This window comes from Gordonia sp. IITR100, assembly GCF_002009645.1.
GTDB classification, from domain to species: domain Bacteria; phylum Actinomycetota; class Actinomycetes; order Mycobacteriales; family Mycobacteriaceae; genus Gordonia; species Gordonia hongkongensis.
Map to the genome: position 1 here is coordinate 794,686 of NZ_MVKV01000001.1, position 18,227 is coordinate 812,912.

Annotated in this window: 15 protein-coding genes; 7 read left to right on the forward strand and 8 right to left on the reverse strand. The window is 64.5% G+C overall.

Annotated elements, in window-relative coordinates:
• Window positions 1-25 precede the first annotated feature (25 nt).
• A complete protein-coding gene (locus B1818_RS03705) occupies window positions 26-2,089 on the forward strand; it encodes a cytochrome c oxidase assembly protein (RefSeq protein WP_254859539.1) in 2,064 nt (687 codons plus the stop codon).
• On the opposite strand, the gene B1818_RS03710 is transcribed toward B1818_RS03705, so the two are convergent.
• Window positions 2,027-4,273: a cation-translocating P-type ATPase gene (locus B1818_RS03710; protein ID WP_055476901.1), complete on the reverse strand. Its 2,247-nt coding sequence runs from the start codon at window positions 4,271-4,273 to the stop codon at window positions 2,027-2,029. The two genes, B1818_RS03705 and B1818_RS03710, sit on opposite strands and share 63 nt — an antisense overlap.
• 162 nt (window positions 4,274-4,435) lie before the next feature.
• Here B1818_RS03710 and B1818_RS03715 point away from each other — a divergent pair, with 162 nt between their 5' ends.
• Both B1818_RS03715 and B1818_RS03720 read left to right on the forward strand, forming a co-directional pair.
• Window positions 4,436-4,807 carry a BlaI/MecI/CopY family transcriptional regulator gene (locus tag B1818_RS03715; RefSeq protein ID WP_078111949.1) on the forward strand — a complete coding sequence of 124 codons (372 nt, stop codon included), beginning with the start codon at window positions 4,436-4,438 and terminating at the stop codon, window positions 4,805-4,807.
• A gap of 4 nt (window positions 4,808-4,811) precedes the next feature.
• Entirely contained in the window at window positions 4,812-5,744 is a 933-nt protein-coding gene (locus tag B1818_RS03720) for a M56 family metallopeptidase (protein ID WP_055476899.1), read from the forward strand.
• A 356-nt stretch (window positions 5,745-6,100) separates the two neighbouring features.
• Here the strand turns inward: B1818_RS03720 and B1818_RS03725 are convergent, their stop codons facing one another.
• The 3 genes from B1818_RS03725 to B1818_RS03735 form a co-directional block, all read right to left on the reverse strand.
• The gene (locus B1818_RS03725) at window positions 6,101-6,376 is read right to left on the reverse strand and encodes a hypothetical protein (RefSeq protein ID WP_055476898.1); all 276 of its coding nucleotides are present in this window, start codon (window positions 6,374-6,376) and stop codon (window positions 6,101-6,103) included.
• Window positions 6,373-8,163: a cytochrome c oxidase subunit I gene (gene ctaD / locus B1818_RS03730; protein WP_055476897.1), complete on the reverse strand. Its 1,791-nt coding sequence runs from the start codon at window positions 8,161-8,163 to the stop codon at window positions 6,373-6,375. The genes B1818_RS03725 and ctaD overlap by 4 nt, the downstream gene beginning before the upstream one ends.
• Before the next feature lie 229 nt (window positions 8,164-8,392).
• Window positions 8,393-9,256 carry a M23 family metallopeptidase gene (locus tag B1818_RS03735; protein WP_223258965.1) on the reverse strand — a complete coding sequence of 288 codons (864 nt, stop codon included), beginning with the start codon at window positions 9,254-9,256 and terminating at the stop codon, window positions 8,393-8,395.
• Window positions 9,257-9,762: 506 nt separating this feature from the next.
• Here B1818_RS03735 and B1818_RS03740 point away from each other — a divergent pair.
• The 3 genes from B1818_RS03740 (at window position 9,763) to B1818_RS03750 (ending at window position 12,331) form a co-directional block, all read left to right on the forward strand.
• Window positions 9,763-10,332, forward strand: coding sequence for a TlpA disulfide reductase family protein (locus B1818_RS03740; RefSeq protein ID WP_101821343.1), 570 nt, complete (start codon window positions 9,763-9,765; stop codon window positions 10,330-10,332).
• Complete coding sequence (locus tag B1818_RS03745) at window positions 10,329-11,141, forward strand: cytochrome c biogenesis CcdA family protein (protein ID WP_055476895.1); 813 nt, start codon at window positions 10,329-10,331, stop codon at window positions 11,139-11,141. The genes B1818_RS03740 and B1818_RS03745 overlap by 4 nt, the downstream gene beginning before the upstream one ends.
• Window positions 11,142-11,389: 248 nt before the next feature.
• Window positions 11,390-12,331 carry a cation diffusion facilitator family transporter gene (locus tag B1818_RS03750; RefSeq protein WP_065629398.1) on the forward strand — a complete coding sequence of 314 codons (942 nt, stop codon included), beginning with the start codon at window positions 11,390-11,392 and terminating at the stop codon, window positions 12,329-12,331.
• Between the two features lie 102 nt (window positions 12,332-12,433).
• On the opposite strand, the gene B1818_RS03755 is transcribed toward B1818_RS03750, so the two are convergent.
• Together B1818_RS03755 and B1818_RS03760 are read right to left on the reverse strand one after the other, a co-directional pair.
• Entirely contained in the window at window positions 12,434-13,063 is a 630-nt protein-coding gene (locus B1818_RS03755; RefSeq protein ID WP_055476464.1) for a vitamin K epoxide reductase family protein, read from the reverse strand.
• 2 nt (window positions 13,064-13,065) lie between these two features.
• Window positions 13,066-13,710, reverse strand: a complete 645-nt coding sequence (locus B1818_RS03760; RefSeq protein WP_055476459.1) for a thioredoxin domain-containing protein — start codon at window positions 13,708-13,710, stop codon at window positions 13,066-13,068.
• A gap of 204 nt (window positions 13,711-13,914) precedes the next feature.
• Between B1818_RS03760 and lnt the strand changes: the two genes are divergently transcribed.
• Complete coding sequence (gene lnt, locus B1818_RS03765) at window positions 13,915-15,423, forward strand: apolipoprotein N-acyltransferase (RefSeq protein ID WP_226514238.1); 1,509 nt, start codon at window positions 13,915-13,917, stop codon at window positions 15,421-15,423.
• Window positions 15,424-15,438: 15 nt separating this feature from the next.
• Here lnt and B1818_RS03770 read toward each other — a convergent pair whose 3' ends face one another.
• Window positions 15,439-17,631: a cation-translocating P-type ATPase gene (locus B1818_RS03770; protein WP_055476458.1), complete on the reverse strand. Its 2,193-nt coding sequence runs from the start codon at window positions 17,629-17,631 to the stop codon at window positions 15,439-15,441.
• On the reverse strand, window positions 17,624-18,040 hold the full coding sequence (locus B1818_RS03775) for a helix-turn-helix transcriptional regulator (RefSeq protein ID WP_055476457.1): 417 nt from the start codon (window positions 18,038-18,040) through the stop codon (window positions 17,624-17,626). Before B1818_RS03775 ends, B1818_RS03770 begins: the two co-directional genes overlap by 8 nt.
• Window positions 18,041-18,227 lie beyond the last annotated feature (187 nt).

An 18,227-nucleotide genomic window follows, 5' to 3' on the forward strand; every position in this document is an offset into this window, starting at 1 on the left:
TATGCGCAGTAGTAGCATACGGTTGGTGGGCGAATCAAAGGCGTTGCCGGAGGCTGACACCTCGTCAATCCAGTCGCGACTGCTGCGCGCAGTTCCTCTTCGGGTGGTGGCGCCGTTGCTGGTCGGTGGGCTGATGCTGGTGTTGGCGGTGTACGCCTGGGCGTCCGGGGCCACTCGCTATGTCGAGAGTGCGGATCCTTACCCGGGGATGGGTACGGCTGTGGCCGATGTGGTCGGCAATTTTGCTGGCTTTGCGTTGGCTGCGGCGGTCCTCGGAGGGTTAGTTTCGGTGGTGCTCACCGCGTCTCCCGACTCGCAGGGGTTCATTGACGCTGCGGTGTATCCGGTGTTTCGCCGCGTCCGCCGCGCTGCAGGGTTTGGTGTGGTTGTTGCGGTGCTGATGGCGGTTACGTCGGCCGCGGACACCACTGGTGTGTCCGTGGGCGCGATGGTGTCCAGCGGCAAGGTTGGTTACGCGTTCAGTGTGAGTTTGCCGGCGCTGGCGTGGCTGGTTGTGGCGGCAGCGGGTGTCGTGGTGCTGGTCGGTTCGGTGTCGCTGCGGTGGTCGGTCCAGGTGGCGCTGGTGGTTCCCGCGACGGTCGGGGTGCTCGCGCTGCCTGTGGTCGGTAATGCCGCGCAGGGGCCTGACCACGATTACACGACCGGCGCGGTGATTGTGTTCGCGGCGAGCTTGGCGGTGTCGGTGGGGCTGCGGTGGGCCGACCGGTTTAGGGCTCGTGGTTTGGGGTCGGCGACCATCGACAGGGCGGCCGACCGACGTGTCAGCTATGTCGTCTTGGGCGCCGATGTGACAGCTCTGGTGGGCGCGGTGTGTGTGGTGGTGCTGCTGCGGACTCCGGGCGTGTGGTCGTCGGCTTTCGGTCGCGCTGCGGGGCTGTTGGTGGGTGTACTGGCGGTGCTTGTGATCGCCGATGTTGTGCGCCTGCGCCGGGGTGTGCCGATGTCGGCAACTGCTTCTTCCCTTGCCGCGGGGGCTGCGCTGGCAGCGGTGGCGTGTTGGGCGGTGATGGACACCCGGGTCGCACCCGGGTTGATTGCCCACCCATTCACTGCGTGGGACGTGTACCTGGGTTATTCGCTTCCTGGCCCGCCCGGTGTCGGGTCGCTGGTGTCGTTGTGGCGTGTTGATCTTGTGGTGGGTGTGGCAGCGGTGGTGAGCGCCGTGGGATATGTCGTAGCCGCCAGGCGGGAGCGGGGCGGTGGACATCGCTGGCCGATACGGCGGACCGCGTCATGGGTCACGGGCTGCGCTGTGGTGGTGGTATCCACCAGCTCCGGATTGAAGGCCTACGGCAATGCTCTGTTCAGCGTGCACATGGCCGAACACACGGCTTTGACCATGATCGCACCTATTCTGCTGGTGGGTGGCGCACCGATCACGTTGCTGTTGAGGGTGCTGCCAACGGCAGGTAACACTGGTGGAGCGGCGTGCCGGCGGGGACTGCTGACTCTGCTCGGCTCTGGAGGCGTGCACCTACTGCTCAATCCAGTTGTCGCGTTCGCGTTGTTTGTGGGCTCGTCGTTTCTGGTGTACTTCACACCGGTGTTCGACGTACTCGTCCGCTACCACTGGGGGCACGTCTTGATGAGCGTGCTGTTTATCACCCTTGGGTACCTGTTCTTTTGGGTCTCTGTGGGGATCGACCCGGGCCCCAAGCAGTTGCCGATTCTGGCGCGCCTAGGTCTGCTGTTCGCCGTCATGCCTTTTCACGCCTTTTTTGGTATCGCACTGATGACCTCCACGACGGTGATCGGTGAATCCTTCTACAGCCAGTTGCAACTGCCGTGGGGTCCCGACCTCGCGCGCACGCAGTGGGCGGGCGGTGTGGTGGCCGCAGTGATCAGCGAGATTCCGATGGTGGTGGTCTGCCTGGTGCTGTTGGTGCAGTGGGTGCGTGCCGAACGCCGGCCCGATCTGCCCGAGTCCGTCGCCATTGATGGCAGCGACTCTCGAACCGTCGCAGCGATGGTGTCTCAGCTGGCACCGACCCAGCAACTGTCACCCTCAGTGGTCTACACGCGCGAAGTTCTGCAGACGCAGGCTGTTGGAGACGACGAAAAACGATGACAAGGCCATTGCCGCCCCGGCGATCAGGGGGTTGAGCAGTCCAGCGGCAGCAAGCGGCAGTGCGGCGATGTTGTAACCGAACGCCCATGCCAGATTGGTGCGCATCGTCCGTCGGGTGGCCGAGGCGAGGTGCAGGGCCAACGCGACGGTGGTGAGATCGTCGCGCACCAACACGATGTCGGCGGCGCCGATAGCGACATCGGTACCGCCACCGATAGCAATGCCCAGATCCGCCGAAGCCAGAGCGGGCCCGTCGTTAATGCCGTCACCGACCATCGCCACACAGGCACCGCTCCTGCGCGCGTCGTCGATGATGGCCACTTTCTCAGCCGGGAGCACCCCGGCGGTCACGTCATCGATGCCGACCTGCGCTGCTACGCGCTGCGCTGCGCCGGCGTTGTCGCCGGTGACCAACAACGTGCGAAGTCCCATGCGGTGCAACTCATCGACTGCCTGGCGAGCAGAGGGTTTGGCGCTATCGCGAATGTCGATGAGGCCCCGAACTGCATCGTCGACCGCGACGTACACCGCGGTGCCACCAGAGCGTTCGACGTCAGCGCGCTGCGCGTCGAGCGCGGCAGGCACCGCAGCGGTACGGGCAATCCACGTCGGCGAGCCCACCTGCACCCTCAGGCCGTCGATCACTCCACGCACGCCACTGCCGACGTCGGTGACCACCTCGACCGGTGCAGGAAGGGACTGCGGACCGGCCGCTGCGGCGATAGCGGTAGCGATGGGGTGGCTGGTGTGCTGCTCGAGTGTCGCGGCCCAGCCAAGGATCAACTCCGTGCTGTTGTTGTCGACGGTGTACACGCCGCTGACCTGAGGTCGCCCATTGGTGAGAGTGCCGGTCTTGTCGAAGACCACCACATCGATCGTCCCGGACAGTTCCAATGCGGAATGCCCTTTGAGGAAGATTCCCAGTTGGGCGCCGCGCCCGGTGGCGATCACCAGGGCCATCGGCATGGCCAGGCCCAGCGCGCACGGGCAGGCGATGACCAGCACGGCCACCGCGGCGCTCACGGCGTGCTCCCAGGACGCTCCGGTTAGTGACCAGCCCACGACAGTGCTCACAGCCAGGGCGATGACGCATGGTACGAAGATCGCGGCGATACGGTCAGCGACCCGTTGAGCGCGGGCCTTGGCCATCTGTGCGCTATCGACCAGCGCGATCATCTCCGCAAGGCGTGTGTCGTCACCGACTGCAGTGACTTCCACCCGTAATCGCCCGTCGAGGCAGGTAGTGCCCCCGACTGCGGTGGAGCGGTGGTTGGCTGATACTTGCACCGGCGTCGTCTCTCCGGTCATCGCACTGAGGTCCACACTGGCTGTGCCCTCGATCACATGCCCGTCCGAGGGAATGGTCTCACCCGGCAGCACGATGAGTCGTTGACCGACTTTGAGTTCCGCCAGGGGTATGAGCATGCTCGTACCCCCTGCACACTCGACGCGGGCCTCGGTTGCGCGTAGCGCGGCCAGCGCGCTCAATGCCTGGACAGCTTGTGTGCGGGCACGCGCTTCGTAGTAGCGTCCCGCCAGCACGAAGACCGTCACGCCGGCGGCAACTTCGAGGTAGATCGAGTCACTGGAGAAGATCGCTGACCACACCCCCTGACCCGCGGCAGACATCGCATCGGCCGAGAACATCGAATACATCGACAGGGCGGTCGCGGCCAGCACTCCCAGGGAGACGAGCGTGTCCATCGTGGCCACACCGGTCCGCAACGTACGCACCGCGGTGCGGTAGAACGGCCACGCACAATAGGTCACGACTGGTGCGGCAAGCGCCACCAACACCGCTTGCCACCCGGGAAAACGCAGGTCCGGGATGACGGCGAGCACTACGGAGAGGTTGGCCAGCGGCACGAACAGGGCCAGCGCGACGATCAGTCGGGTGAACAGCGCCTTCGCCGTCGACGCATCCTCGTTGACAGGAGGAGCCTGCTCGGTCAGTTCCGTAGCCGAATAGCCTGCCGTGTGAACAGCGTCGATCGCATCGGCCACGCCTGCGTGGCTATCGAGTTCCACGGTGGCCCGCCGAGTAGCGTAGTTCACCGAGGCGCGTACGCCGTCAATCTTGTTGAGTTTGCGTTCCACTCGGGCTGCGCACGCACCGCAGGTCATGCCACCTACATCGAGTTGGATGCGGCGGGTCGAGTACGTGTCGTCAACGAGGTCGGTCACGAGTGGCGCTTTCAGTAGGCGGTGAGGTGAGTCATGGCACCGCAGGAAATGCGAAAAGTGTGTCAGATGGTGGCGGCCAACCTGGCGAAGCCACCTTCGGCTACTAAGCAGGGTAGTTTGTTCTAGACTGGCAGCAAAGACAAGGCGATCAGGCAGGCGACGGTGACTCAATTCGGTTCGTTGGAACGCGCAGTGATGGACGTGCTGTGGGGCGCTTCTGCGGCGATGAGTGTGCACGACATTGTCGATGCGTTGGCCGATCGCGATCTGGCGTACACGACGGTGTTGACCGTGGTAACCAATCTGCACAAGAAGGGCTTCGCCGGACGCGAGAAGATCAGCCGCGCCTACAGGTACTTCCCGTTGCAGTCGCGGGAGGAGGCGACGTCGCAGACACTGCGACGGGTGCTCGATGCCAGCGGCGATTCCACGGCGGTCCTGATGCATTTCGCGCGGATGGTTACCCCCGAGGAGCGCGAGGTCCTTAGCGAACACTTGTCCCGGACGCGGACGGATCGTCCGAGAAGGCGCTGAGAGTGTGAGCGTTGCTTTGGCCCACCTGGTGGGCGCGGCCGTGCTGGGTGTGTTGGGTCCTTACGTTCTCGACCGATTGCCACAGCGATGGTCACCGCGGGTAGTGATCACCGCATGGGTCAGCAGCATTGCCACTGCGGTGGGACTGCTTCTCCTGTCGGCGCTGTCGGCCTTATGGCCCGATGCGCCGCCTGCGGAGCGTTTCGTCGACACGTTGGCTCGGTGCGCTGGCGCTGTCCTGCATGCGGTGCGCGACGATTTCAGCCAGGTGTATGGCATCACCGTCGCCGTCGTGCTGTTCGCCGTGGTCGCTCGCACCGCGATGTCGTGCGCTCGTCACACGCGCGATGTGCAACGTGTGCAACGCCTTCATCGCGACGTCGTTGCGGTGGTAGGCAGCACCGAACCCGATACCCCCGACGTACTCTGGATCGATCATCCCCACCCCATGGCCTACTGCGTCGGCGGACGCAGCGGTTTCGTGGTAGCCACCAGCGCGCTGCGCACACGCGTGCCGGCCGAGGCGCGGGCAGCAGTACTGGCACACGAGTTCGCCCATCTAAGGTCTCGTCACGACCGGGTCCTGGCGGTCTGCGACGTCATGGCACGTGCTCTGCCCTTCGTACCGCTGTTTCGGCGGGCGCCAGCGGCGGTCGCGGCCCTGATCGAAGTGGATGCCGACATGTCGGCAGCCCGGGTCACCAGCACGGCTGCGGTACGCAGCGCACTGGCCCATGTCACCGGTCAGGGCGTAGGCCCCGGGACCCCCATGCAGCACTCCACGCGCTACCGGCTGCGCATGCTCGACAATGGCGTGATCGAGCCGACCAAATCGAAGTACGCAGCGGCGAGTGTACTGCCACTTCTGGGTGCCGCATTGTGTACCGTTGCAGCACTTCCGGTGCTCTCAGTTGTTGCGCATGGGCTCACCGCGTGAGTCCCCGCACCGCCAGTTCACTCTTCAGCAGTTAGTGTCGCAAACCCGGTGACGTTTCGTTCATCTGCGCCACCGGTAACGACGACCTTCACCGGCGCGTGTCTCATGGTGTTGCGCGCACGCCCCGCGCGCGCCGCCCCCGCGAGGCCCAGAGTGCATCTTCGCCATCGGACCCGCCAGCCGAGAGACTGTCGCAACAGGATGCATAATCCACGTCACCAGGGTCATACCGGGATCGCGTCAGCTATGCATCGGGGCGTGCAGTCTCGACATGGCCCACGTGGCGCTGTGCAGCACCACGCCCCGCAGGCAAGGCTCTGATCACGCAGAGTTGGGCCGATGGATGACGCGACCGGCTACCGCCGCAGCGCACGGCCGCGCGCTGGTTGTGCTGTGCGGGCCGCGATCGCGGCTGCTCCGCGGGCCGCGCAGGCTGCCGCGGTCGCCGCGATCAGCCACAGCAGCAGGGGAGTGCCCTGAGCGAGGACAGAACCCGCGAGCAGGGTCAACGCAAAGGTCATCAACGCGGTGTAGCCGACTGCGAGGATGGCGAACCATCGAGGAACGGTCAGCGGGCGGCGCGATCGCGGGACGGCGGCCTGGTCGAGGGCAGGGAAGGGGGAGTTGTTCACGGTCGGCTCTCCGGGTCGGGATCTGTAGATGCTTCATGGTCTCCGGTGGTCAGCGGCGCACGGCGGACTTCTTCTGCGGTCTCGCTGGGTTCACCGTGCCGTGTGCCGACGTGAGCTTCGGCGCGCATCCGCTCCACCATGTGCGGGTAGTGCAGTTCAAACGCTGGACGCTCCGACCGGATGCGGGGGAGTTCGGTGAAGTTGTGGCGCGGCGGTGGGCAACTGGTGGCCCATTCCAGGGAGTTGCCGAAGCCCCATGGATCGTCGACGGTGACGACCTCGCCGTAGCGGTAGCTGCGGAAGACGTTCCACAGGAACGGCAAGGTCGAGATGCCGAGGACGAACGCGCCGGCGGTGGAGATGATGTTGAGCGTGGTGAAGCCGTCTGAGGGCAGGTAGTCGGCGTACCGGCGGGGCATGCCTTCTGCTCCGAGCCAGTGTTGCACCAAGAAGGTGAGGTGGAAGCCGATGAACGTCAGCCAGAAATGGATCTTGCCCAGGCGTTCGTCGAGCAGACGTCCGGTCATCTTCGGGAACCAGAAGTAGATGCCGGCGTAGGTGGCGAACACGATGGTGCCGAAGAGGACGTAGTGGAAGTGGGCCACCACAAAGTAGCTGTCGGAGAGTTGAAAGTCGATGGGTGGGCTGGCCAGGAGCACACCGGTGAGTCCGCCGAAGAGGAAGGTGACCATGAAGCCGACCGAGAACAACATCGGTGTCTCGAACGTCATGTGGCCCCGCCACATTGTGCCGATCCAGTTGAAAAACTTTACGCCCGTCGGCACCGCGATCAGGAACGTCATGAAGGAGAAGAACGGCAACAGCACGGCGCCGGTGACATACATATGGTGTGCCCACACCGCGACCGATAGGGCGGCGATGGCGAGGGTGGCGTAGACCAGTCCTGAGTACCCGAACAACGGTTTACGGCTGAAGACCGGGAAAATCTCGGAGACGATGCCGAAGAACGGCAGCGCGATGATGTAGACCTCGGGGTGGCCGAAGAACCAGAACATGTGCTGCCAGAGAATGGCGCCGCCGTTGGACGGATCGAACAGATTCGCGCCGAATTGACGGTCGACTTCGGCGCCGAGCAGTGCCGCGGTGAGCAGCGGGAACACCAGCAAGATCAGGACACTGGTGACCAGGATGTTCCACGTGAAGATCGGCATGCGAAACATCGTCATTCCCGGTGCGCGCAGACAGATGACCGTGGTGACCATATTGACCGCGCCCAGGATGGTGCCCAAGCCGGACACTGTCAGTCCGAGAAACCACATGTCCGAGCCGACGCCGGGTGAGTGAATGGCATCGCTGAGCGGGGTGTAGGCGGTCCAGCCGAAGTCGGCGGCACCACCGGGGGTGATGAAGCCGGCGATCGCGATGGTCGAGCCGAAGACGAACAGCCAGAAGCCGAGGGCGTTGAGCCGCGGGAAGGCGACGTCGGGAGCGCCGATCTGCAGGGGCAGTACGAAGTTGGCGAAGCCGATCACGATGGGGGTGGCATACATCAGCAGCATGATCGTGCCGTGCATGGTGAACAGCTGGTTGTACTGCTCGGTCGAGAGGAACTGCATGCCCGGCGTCGTGAGCTCGCCGCGCATCAGCAGCGCCATCAGGCCGCCGATGAGGAAGAACGCGAAGCACACGACGATGTACATCATGCCGATCAACTTGTGATCGGTCGTGGTCAGCAGCTTGTAGATGAATGACCCTCTGGACTTGCGCCGCTCGGGGTAGGGCCGCGTAGCGACCACCTCGGGTGGGCGCGGGGACACCGCGGTCATCAGGCCTCCATCTGAGTCGGACAAACGGTGGCCCTGATCGAGCAACACGCGCATCCTGCGTGCGACTTCCCGGGCCGTAACTACGGACTGTAGTCGATTAACTACTAGGTAGCATAGTTGGTACCGGAATCCCGAATCTCGGGCGAGTACCGACATGGCGGCAACGAAAAGTCGGCTCCCTCACCAATATCAGGCGCGGAGGGTCATCGCGGTTACGCGGCGCTGCTCCCTACCGCCAGAGGTCTGCACTTCCGCTGCTCGGCGGTTCGTTGGGAGGGATAGTAGGTTCGCCGTCGGCGGGCAGACGGACGCCGCGTTCGGCGAGCCAGCTCACCGGGTCGAGGGCAGCACCGGATGCATCGGCCACCTCGAAATGCAAGTGGGGGCCGGTTGAGTTACCTCGGTTGCCAACCGTGGCAATGGGTTGGCCGACCGTGACCGGAGCCGCTACCTCGATGAGGTTGTCGTCGTTATGGCCGTAGGTGGTGACTGTTCCATCGGCATGTCGGATACGTACCCACAATCCGAAGCCTTGGGCAGGGCCGGAGTTGATCACTTCGCCGTCGGTGACCGCGAAAATCGGCGCGCCGAGGTCGTTGCCGATGTCCATGCCCTGATGACCTCGACCGTCACCGAAGGTGGAGGTGATTCGACCATTCGTCGGAGCGACTACGGACCCCGGCGACGGCGACGAATAGACGGGTGGACCGTTCGGTGCGGGATGCGGGGTCGCAGGATCGTGGGGACGCATCTCAAATGCCAGCAGCGCCAGCAACCGCCCGATCGGTAGCGCGTCGACAACCAGTTCGGCGGCTGCTCGTCCCGCACTGAGAACGGCGGCAAAGCAACCCACCGCAGTGATGGGGTCATCCGTTGGCTCCGACGGCTCGACTGGGCGCGCACGATCGGCCAGACATGTGCTGACGGTCCGGATCTCGTCGGCTAGTTCCCCCATCGCCGGCCCCCCCAAGGATGCCGAGATCGTCTCGGCGACCAGTTGGGCGAACTGCTGGGCCACATGGGTGTCATCTGCGTCGGCGCGCGCTCGAGCGTCAAGCGAGAGGCTCAGCAGAACCGCAGCAACAATTCCCACGGCCCCCAGCCTCAGACAGGGCCGTGGAACGCCGCAGCGGCGAATGAGGGACGACATAGGCATGCCAGCGAGACCTTCCGGAGACGGGCGCGACGCACTGACGTTCAGCACCGCACGCCAGGTGCACATGAGGCCCCGATTGGCAGCCCTCCGTTCGAACCATAGGCCCCACAGGTCACAGCAGTAACACGATCCGGTTGAGCGTCAGTCGCAACTGGCGGCCTCTATTACTAGGGAACGTAGTTGCAGATAAGCAATGATGCCCAGCCTCGGGACCTCGACCGAATCAAGCGTAATCACAGCTGAGCGCACCGATACGTCAGATGAACGCGGCAGAACCCTCGCCGCGGGACGTGGGCCTACGGGCCGGTGCAGATCGCAAAAACTACGGCTATGTTGACAACGCGAACGTTAATCTACCACGCTGCGTAGTAGATCAAGGTCAAGGAGTGCTGGTGCAGCAGGAGAGAAGGATATCCGCGGTGCGGGCGGCAATCCTGGCGCTGATGTGCGTGGTGCCGTGGGTAGCGTCGGGTTGTGGTAGCGCTGGCGACGACGCCGTTGCGCAGGGGGGAACCTTTCAGTTCGTCTCACCCGGCGGGCAGACGGTCATCACCTACGACCCGCCTGCAAGCCGTCAGAGGATCGCTGACGTCTCAGGCCCTGATGTGGTGACCGACCAGACCGTCGGACTCAACGACTTCGCAGGCAAAGTCGTCGTCATCAACGTATGGGGTTCGTGGTGCGGACCCTGCCGGGGAGAAGCCGACGACCTCGAGCATGTCTACGCCCAGAACAAGACCTCGGGGGTCGAGTTCCTCGGTATCAATCTGCGCGACAACCGGCAAGCGGCGAAGGACTTCATTGTCGACAGGAAAGTCGCCTTTCCCTCGATCTACGACTTTGCCGGCATCACTCTGGCTGCGCTGACCACTCCAACGTCGGTGGTGCCGACGACCATCGTGCTCGACCGCGACCACCGTCCGGCCGCGGTGTTCCTCAAGGCCATCACCGCCGACGAACTCGGGGCAACAGTTCAGCGCGTCGTCGCTGAGCCTGTGACACAACGCCCATGACGGCGCAGTCAGTCGAACTGCAAGCCTCGGTCGGCGAGACGTTTGCTGACGTCGTCGCCAGCGGTCCGCTACTGCTGGCGCTGCTCGCATGCATGATCGCCGGGCTGGTGTCGTTCGCCTCACCGTGTGTGGTCCCGCTCGTCCCGGGGTATCTGTCTTATCTGGCTGGCGTGGTCGGCGCCGAGGCGCCGGCGGTGTCGGTGGGGGAGTCGAATAAACGGGGTCGCTCGCGTGTGGCGCTCGCCGCAGGCCTGTTCGTCATCGGTTTCACCGTGGTTTTCGTGGCAGCGACCGCCACAGTACTTGGGGTCACCACGACTTTCGTGGTGAATCGTGAAGTCCTGCAACGTATCGGCGGTGTGGTCACCATCGTCATGGGCTTGGTGTTTATCGGGCTGGTGCCGGCACTGCAACAGGAACGACGGTTCGCCCCCCGCCGCGTCTCCAACATCGCCGGCGCCCCGCTGCTCGGCGGGGTCTTTGCACTCGGGTGGACCCCGTGCCTGGGGCCCACACTCGCGGCAGTCATTGCTACGGCCAGCGGCACCGAAGGCGCCACCGCAGCCAAGGGCGTCGCGCTGATCGTGGCGTACTGCGCCGGCCTTGGCATTCCTTTTGTTGTGCTTGCGTTTTCCTCGGCGTGGGCGTTGCGAAGCCTCGGCTGGTTGCGCACCCACGCCCGCATGATCCAGATCGCCGGCGGGGCCATGATGATCGCGGTGGGCATCGCTTTGATCACCGGCCTGTGGGACCAATTCATCGTGTGGGTGCGCGACGCGTTCATCACCGATACTCAACTACCCATCTGAGCCCTGTGGTGGCGGCCCCGATTCGACGTCCACAGCGTCCCCCTGTTTCCGGTCACCGCACCCTCACGAGACCGAACAACCACCGCCTCCACGCCGCCAACGTCGGGCCATCTCAGCACATCCCGAGTCAGTCGTGACGTGATCCGCTGGTACCGTTCCGGCCCGGTCTGTCATATAGTCACATGCGCATGTATTGATATATAGGGGTAGCGTGGCTATCTGGGTGTGGATGAGAGGGAGTACGAAGTATGGGAGCCGGACACAACCACGGACCAACCGATCCTGCGTCCAGCGACTCGTCGCTGCGTGTCCGTCTGGCGATAGCGTTTGTTCTGACGGGGATCATCGTCGTGGCCCAGTTGGTCGGGTCGGTGATCACGGGAAGTCTGGCGCTGCTGACCGACACCGCGCACGCTGCGACAGATGCGATCGGGTTGGCGGTCGCGCTGGTCGCAGCAACCGTGATGCACCGTCCGGTCAGCAAGACTCGCACATGGGGACTGCGGCGCATCGAGGTCATCGCCGCTCTGGGGCAGGCCTCGCTGCTGCTTGCTGTCGGGCTCTACGCCGCTGTTGAGGGCGTGCGGAGACTGTTCGCTCCGCCAGAGGTTCCCTCGACCGAACTGCTGATCTTCGGAATCATCGGGCTCGTGGCGAACATCGTCGCCATGCTGGTGCTTGCCTCAGGACGCGGGGCCAACTTCAACATGCGAGCGGCGTTCCTGGAGGTCCTCAACGACGCACTGGGATCGCTGGGTGTAATTGTCGCCGCGATCGTCATCGCTACCACCGGCTTCCAACAAGCCGACGCACTGGCCGGCCTGTTCATTGCGCTACTGATCGCACCCCGCGCCCTCAAGCTCATGGCAGAGACGACGCGAGTGCTGATGGAGTTCACGCCCAGGGAGATCGATTTGGACGACGTCAGGGCCCACATTCTCGAGATGGACCGCGTGCAGGACGTGCACGACCTCCACGCATCGACGGTGGCCACTGGTCTGCCGATCATTAGCGCTCACGTGGTGGTCGATGACGACTGCTTCCAGGACGGGCACGCCCCCACGATCTTGAATGACATCCGAACGTGCGTGGCGACCCACTTCGCCATCTCCTTCGAGCACTCCACCTTCCAGCTCGAGACCAGTGCCCAGCGTCACCAGGAGGAAGCCTTGGCAGCCCATCACCCGTGAGGGGTGGCGCATCGACGACACCCACGCCGCCGGTCTGCGCACGAAGTGCACGATCGTTGCCAGGGGAGAGACGATGCTTCACCCCTGTCAATCGGGCCACGGTCACACCAGCGTGGACCAGTACCACCAGAAGCGTTCGATGATGAGGGCGATCACCGCCATCGCCCACACCAGCGGTACTACGGTGTGCACCGTGAGGACCACATCGAGGGCTCGGCGTGCTCTCCCGGATGGGCAGACATGGTCGGCATTGCGCAGGCTCACATACCAAAAGGCAACCACGACAACGACCCACACGGCCATGCAGTACGGGCAGAGTGCATCGATTCGATACAGACTCTGAAATATCAGCCAATGGACGAACACCACCGCACCCGTCAGGCCGATCTGCAATCCGATCATGACCCACAAGGCCGGGCGGGGTCCTAGCAGGACGGCGATAGCGATCAGAGCTGTGAAGCCTGCGATTCCGAGCAGTGAGTTGGGGAACCCGAAGACGGCTGCTTGGGGGGTGTCCATGACCGATCCGCAATTGACGATCGGGTTGATACTGCAGGTCGGCGTGTAGTTCGGATCGGTTGCCAGTTCGAACTTTTCGACGGTCAGTGCGAACGCAGCGACAAGTCCAATGCCTCCGCAGACCGCAAGAATCCACGGGAGCAGCCGCGGGAAAACCGGGATCTGCGTGTCGGGCGCAAAGCCTGACGGCTCTGAGGTCTGCCGGGGTGTGATGGTCACTGACGTATCGCGGATTCGAGCGCAGAGCTCAGATCGTCATAGCCTTCGGGCTTGATGAGTTCGTCGTTGATGAAGAACGTGGGGGTTCCGGTCACGCCTAGTGCTTTGCCGTCAGCGACATCGCGGTCGATGAGCTCGCGGGTGGCCTGTGAGTCATAGGCGGCGGCGAATCGCTCCATGTCCAGGCCCAACACCTGGGCGTAGGAGAAGAACAGATCGTCCAGCGGCACCTTTTGTTCGCCCCAGCTGCGTTGAGTGTCGAACATCTTGCGGTACATCGGTTCGAATTGGCCTTGTTCGGCCGCCGCGGCCACGGCCCGTGCCGCGCGGTCGGCGTTGAAGTGCCCGGGGAGGGGGAAGTAGCGGACCACGAAAGTGACTTGATCGCCGTAGGTTTGGCGAAGCTGCTCCACCGCCGGGTACGCCGCCCCACACCCTTCACACTCGAAGTCCAGGAACTCGACAAATGTCGCCTTGGACTCGGTCGGAGCCGATAGCCGTGGAGAATCAGGCCGTACCGTCGTATACGCCTGGTCGCCGGACTGTTCGCTCTCTCCGGCCCGGGAGACCACGAACACCACTGTGAGCGCCAGGCAGAACACGAAGACTGCCGCGAGCGACATCTTGACGTTGCGACTCATCGAGACATCCCTCCGCGTCGAACCTTGACCGCTTGAGCTGGCACGATCATCACTCCCGTCACGTTTACTACTACGTTGGCTAGTAGTTTACAGGGCGTGCGGTGTCGTCCGGGCGATTGGCGTGCATATCACGCACGACCGAACCGGTGAGGGGAGCGGTGGGCGGTGAGTCGTCACTCGGATGCTCGGCATGCCGGCGCAGGTCTGCCACCGATATGTGCATCTGCACTACGTATCGCGGCTGCGGCCGGTTCGGGCGGGCTGCTGTATGTGAGCTTCCCTCCGCGCCAACTGTGGTTCCTTGCCCCGGTGGCGATCGCGGTCCTGGTGGTGACACTGCGTGGGCGGTCGCTGTGGGCGGCGTCAGGCTACGGCTATCTCGCTGGGCTGGGCTTTTTCGTGCCGCTGCTGCCGTGGGTCGGTACGTATGTGGGTGCGGTGCCGTGGCTGGCCTTGGCGGCGGTCGAGGCGGTGGCGTTCGGTGTCTTCGGGGCGGTGGCGGCGCTGGTCGGCAGATGCCGCGGAGCGCCGGTGTGGCTAGCATGCGCCTGGGTGGCAGTCGAAGCCGTCCGCTCCCGCGTGCCTTTTGGCGGTTTTCCCTGGGGCCGAATAGCATTCGGTCAGCCGGACGGGTTCTTGCTGCCGTTAGCGGCCTTGGCTGGCGCGCCGGGGTTGTCCTTCGTTGTGGTGCTGCTCGGCGCACTCCTGGCCGCGATCGCAGTGGCGGTAATCAACGTGCACCCTCGGGCGTTGGCCGGCCCAGGCGTAGCAGTCGCCGTAGTGGGAGTGCTGACATGGACCCTGGCGCCGTCGCAGACAGCAGAACCGGAGGAGCAGTCGGTGACGGTGGCGTTGGTGCAGGGCAACGTACCGCGGTTGGGTTTGGACTTCAATGCTCAGCGACGTGCAGTGCTCGACAATCATGTCCGGCGCACTCTCGACCTGGCGGAGGAGGTCAGCTCTGGGCGGGTCGTGCGTCCCGATGTGGTGGTGTGGCCGGAGAACTCATCCGATATCGACCCGTTCGGTAACCGTGATGCTGCGGCGCAAATTGATCGTGCCGCGCGGGCGATCGAGGTGCCGATCCTGGTGGGCGCGGTGATCGCCGGGAGCCACAGCACGTCCCGCAATACGTTGGTGGTGTGGGATCCCGTCACCGGGCCTGGTCAGGAGCATGACAAACGTCAGCTGGTGCCGTTCGGGGAGTACTTGCCGCTGCGGGGACTGATGACACAGCTTTCGTCCTACGCCAGCCGGGCTGGCAACTTCATTCCTGGCACAGGCGATGGCGTTGTCGATCTTGCCGGGGTGCCCGTGGCGGTAGCGACCTGCTACGAAGTCGCGTTCGACGATCTGGTGACCGAATCGGTGCGCGCCGGTGCGCAGCTGATCGCGGTTCCGACGAACAACGCGACGTTCGGGCGCACCGAGATGACCTACCAGCAACTCGCGATGTCGCGAGTTCGGGCAGTCGAACACGATAAGGCGGTGGTCATCGCAGCAACCAGTGGCGTGAGCGCGGTCATCGAACCTGATGGGACCATTGCACAACGCACAGAATTGTTCTCCCCCGATGTTCTCATCGCGCGGGTGCCGTTGAGGACAACGACGACCCTGGCGACGCGGATCGGAGCAGCAGGAGAAGGGATCTGTGCTGCCGCCGTCCTGGCGGCACTGATTGTACGCACGTGGAGATCACGCCTACGCTCCTGACGCGGCGTGGCTCCCTCAGTGACGCTCGCGATGAAACGTTGGCGAGCTACTCGGTACGTCATCGGCGCCATCCGACGGGCTCGAACAGCAACTGCACCCTGGTTCTGTTGTGGCCGAACAGCTCTTGCTGGTCGCCGCGCCGCGTGCTCGTGGTGTCGGCAGCAGGGGTACCGCGGGCACCGACCGTGGTTGAACGGGGGTGGTGGCTGGTCCTGGAGCGCAACAGGCGTCGCCTGTGTCGTGGTAGGCCGACACCGAGATGTTGAGCGTGCCGGGGGATACCCGGGGCACGGCACCGGTGCCCGGCAGCGCTTTCGTCCGGGCGGCACGAATCGCGTTGGCGATCACCAGCACTTCTGCGAGTTCGTGGACGAAGACCACTGTGGCCAGGCCGAGGACGCCCGTGGCGGCCAGCGGAATCAGCACACCGATGATCGCTAGGGAAAATCCTATGTTCTGCATCATGATTCGGCGTGCGCGCCGAGCATGGGACAGTAGTTGCGGGAGATGGCGAAGATCTTCGCCCAGCAACGCCACATCGGCGGTTTCGATAGCGACGTCGGTACCCATCGCTCCCATCGCAATACCGACATCGGCGGTGGCCAACGCCGGGGCGTCGTTGACGCCGTCGCCGACCATGGCGATCGCCCGCCCGCGCGCTAGCGTGGCCAGCAAGTCGGCTTTGTCTTCGGGAAGGAGTTCGGAATGGACGGTGCTGATTCCGGACGCAGTGGCCAAAGCATGTGCGGTGCGGTCGTTGTCCCCGGTCAGCATGACCGAGTCGACACCCAGCGCCGTCAGTTGCCCGATCGTTTCAGCGGCCTCGGGGCGAAGCTCATCGCGGACCGCGATCGCGGCGACGACGGTGCCTTCCCGTTCGATCAGCACGACGGTGGCGCCGTCGCTCTGCAATCGAGTGACGTCTCCGGCGAGCGCGCCGGGATCGAGCCACCCGGGTTTGCCCAGGCGCAGTTGCTGTCCGCGTATCCGGCCGGTGAGGCCGTGACCGGCGATCGCGGTGACGTCATCGGCAGGTGAGCCCAGAGCAGGTGCGGCCGCGAGAATCGCGCTCGCCAACGGGTGCTCGCTGCGAGCCTCGAGCGCGGCGGCATAAGACAACGCGTCCTCGCGGGTGACCTCGGGTGTGCTCACCACGTCGATGACCTCCGGAGTGCCGCGGGTCAAGGTGCCGGTCTTGTCCAGCGCGACGACGCGGACCTGTCCCAGCTCTTCGAGTGCAGCACCGCCTTTGACGAGTGCGCCATGGCGGCTGGCGGCGCCGATCGCGGCGACCACCGTCAGCGGCACCGCGATCGCCAACGCACACGGGGACGCGGCAACGAGCACCACCAGGCCGCGTTCGAGCCACAGCAGCGGATCACCGAGTAGCGCACCGATACCGGCCACGAGTGCGGCTAGCACCATGATGGCCGGGACCAGGGGGCGGGCGATGCGGTCGGCGAGACGTTGGCCGGCGCCCTTGCGTTCCTGCGCTTGCTCGACGATGTGCACGATGCGGGCTAGGGAACTGTCGGCGGCGCGGGCGGTTACGCGGACTTCGATCGCACCGCCACCGTTGATCGCGCCGGCGTAGAGCAAGTCACCCGGACCCGCCTCCACGGGCACAGATTCGCCGGTGATCGCCGACAGATCTACGCTGGTAGTGCCAGCGGTGATAGTCCCGTCGGTCGCCGCGCGCTCACCGGGACGCACCACCATCACATCGCCGAAGATCAACTCATCCGGTGACACGGTGACCTCGAGACCCCCACGAATCACCGATGCGGTCGGTGGAACCAGCGCGAGCAGCGCCCGCAGGCCTCGCCGGGTCTTGGTGACCGCGTAATGCTCGAGTCCTTCAGCGACCGAGAACAAGATTCCCAGCAGCGCGGCCTCGGGTATTTGGCCTAGCGCCACGGCGCCGATTGCGGCGATCGTCATCAGCGTTCCGACACCGATGCGCCCGTGGCGCAGCGATCGCAGTGTCGACGGCACGAACGTGGAGGCGGCAACAACTGCCGCGAGCAGTTCCAGGACGACGCCTGCGGTGTCCGATAGCGAGCTTCCGATGATCCAGCCGAACGCGAGGAAAACTGCTGCTGCGCCGGCGAAACGCAACTCGCGTACTTGCCACAACCGGACCGGTCCCTGATCGGCCTCAGCCTCGAGGGCGGCGGAATCTGAGGGTCCGCAGCATGCGTCACTCATGTGTATGCCCCTGCACTATGGCCGCCGCCGGTTTCGTCGCGGCTGTCGTGGAGACCCCGGCGACCGCCAGAACCGCTGTCACGAGAGCATGACCGGACGGAGTCAACGCATACATCACCAACCGTCCGTGGCGACGCCCGGTCACGAGGCCGGCACTCTTGAGCAGGCGCAGATGGTGTGAGACAAGGTTCTGCGCCATGCCGACCACCCACGCGAGGTCGCAGACACACAGTTCGTCCCCCGACAGCAACGCTGTCGCTACGCGCAGACGAGTGGGATCGCCGAGCGCACGGGCCCCGGTGGCGGCACGGTCGACCGCCGTCGCATCCGGCAACGCAGACCGGATACCTTCTGCGTGAGGCAAATCGAGGCACAGCAAGTCGCATGTATCCACCGGCTCCCGGGTCATATCGACATCCTTACGTTCGTTGATATGTCGCCATGTAACCACCTTCGGGCAAATACCTCAATATCCGTTGATATGGCGGATGGCATACCCGCGGGCACGGACCGGTCGGGGCCGGCCCGTAGGCGTCCAGGGTCAAGGCCGGACGAGCTCAGTCGACTGGACCGTGATGGAGTGTCTGGATCGAGCC

Bases quoted from the DNA above. Each gene is read 5' to 3' on its own strand.
- B1818_RS03775 (WP_055476457.1), bottom strand. From the start codon at position 18,040: ATGACCCGGGAGCCGGTGGATACATGCGACTTGCTGTGCCTCGATTTG.
- B1818_RS03770 (WP_055476458.1), bottom strand. From the start codon at position 17,631: ATGAGTGACGCATGCTGCGGACCCTCAGATTCCGCCGCCCTCGAGGCT.
- ctaD (WP_055476897.1), bottom strand. From the start codon at position 8,163: ATGACCGCGGTGTCCCCGCGCCCACCCGAGGTGGTCGCTACGCGGCCC.
- B1818_RS03740 (WP_101821343.1), top strand. From the start codon at position 9,763: ATGTGCGTGGTGCCGTGGGTAGCGTCGGGTTGTGGTAGCGCTGGCGAC.
- B1818_RS03745 (WP_055476895.1), top strand. From the start codon at position 10,329: ATGACGGCGCAGTCAGTCGAACTGCAAGCCTCGGTCGGCGAGACGTTT.
- B1818_RS03750 (WP_065629398.1), top strand. From the start codon at position 11,390: ATGGGAGCCGGACACAACCACGGACCAACCGATCCTGCGTCCAGCGAC.
- B1818_RS03760 (WP_055476459.1), bottom strand. From the start codon at position 13,710: ATGAGTCGCAACGTCAAGATGTCGCTCGCGGCAGTCTTCGTGTTCTGC.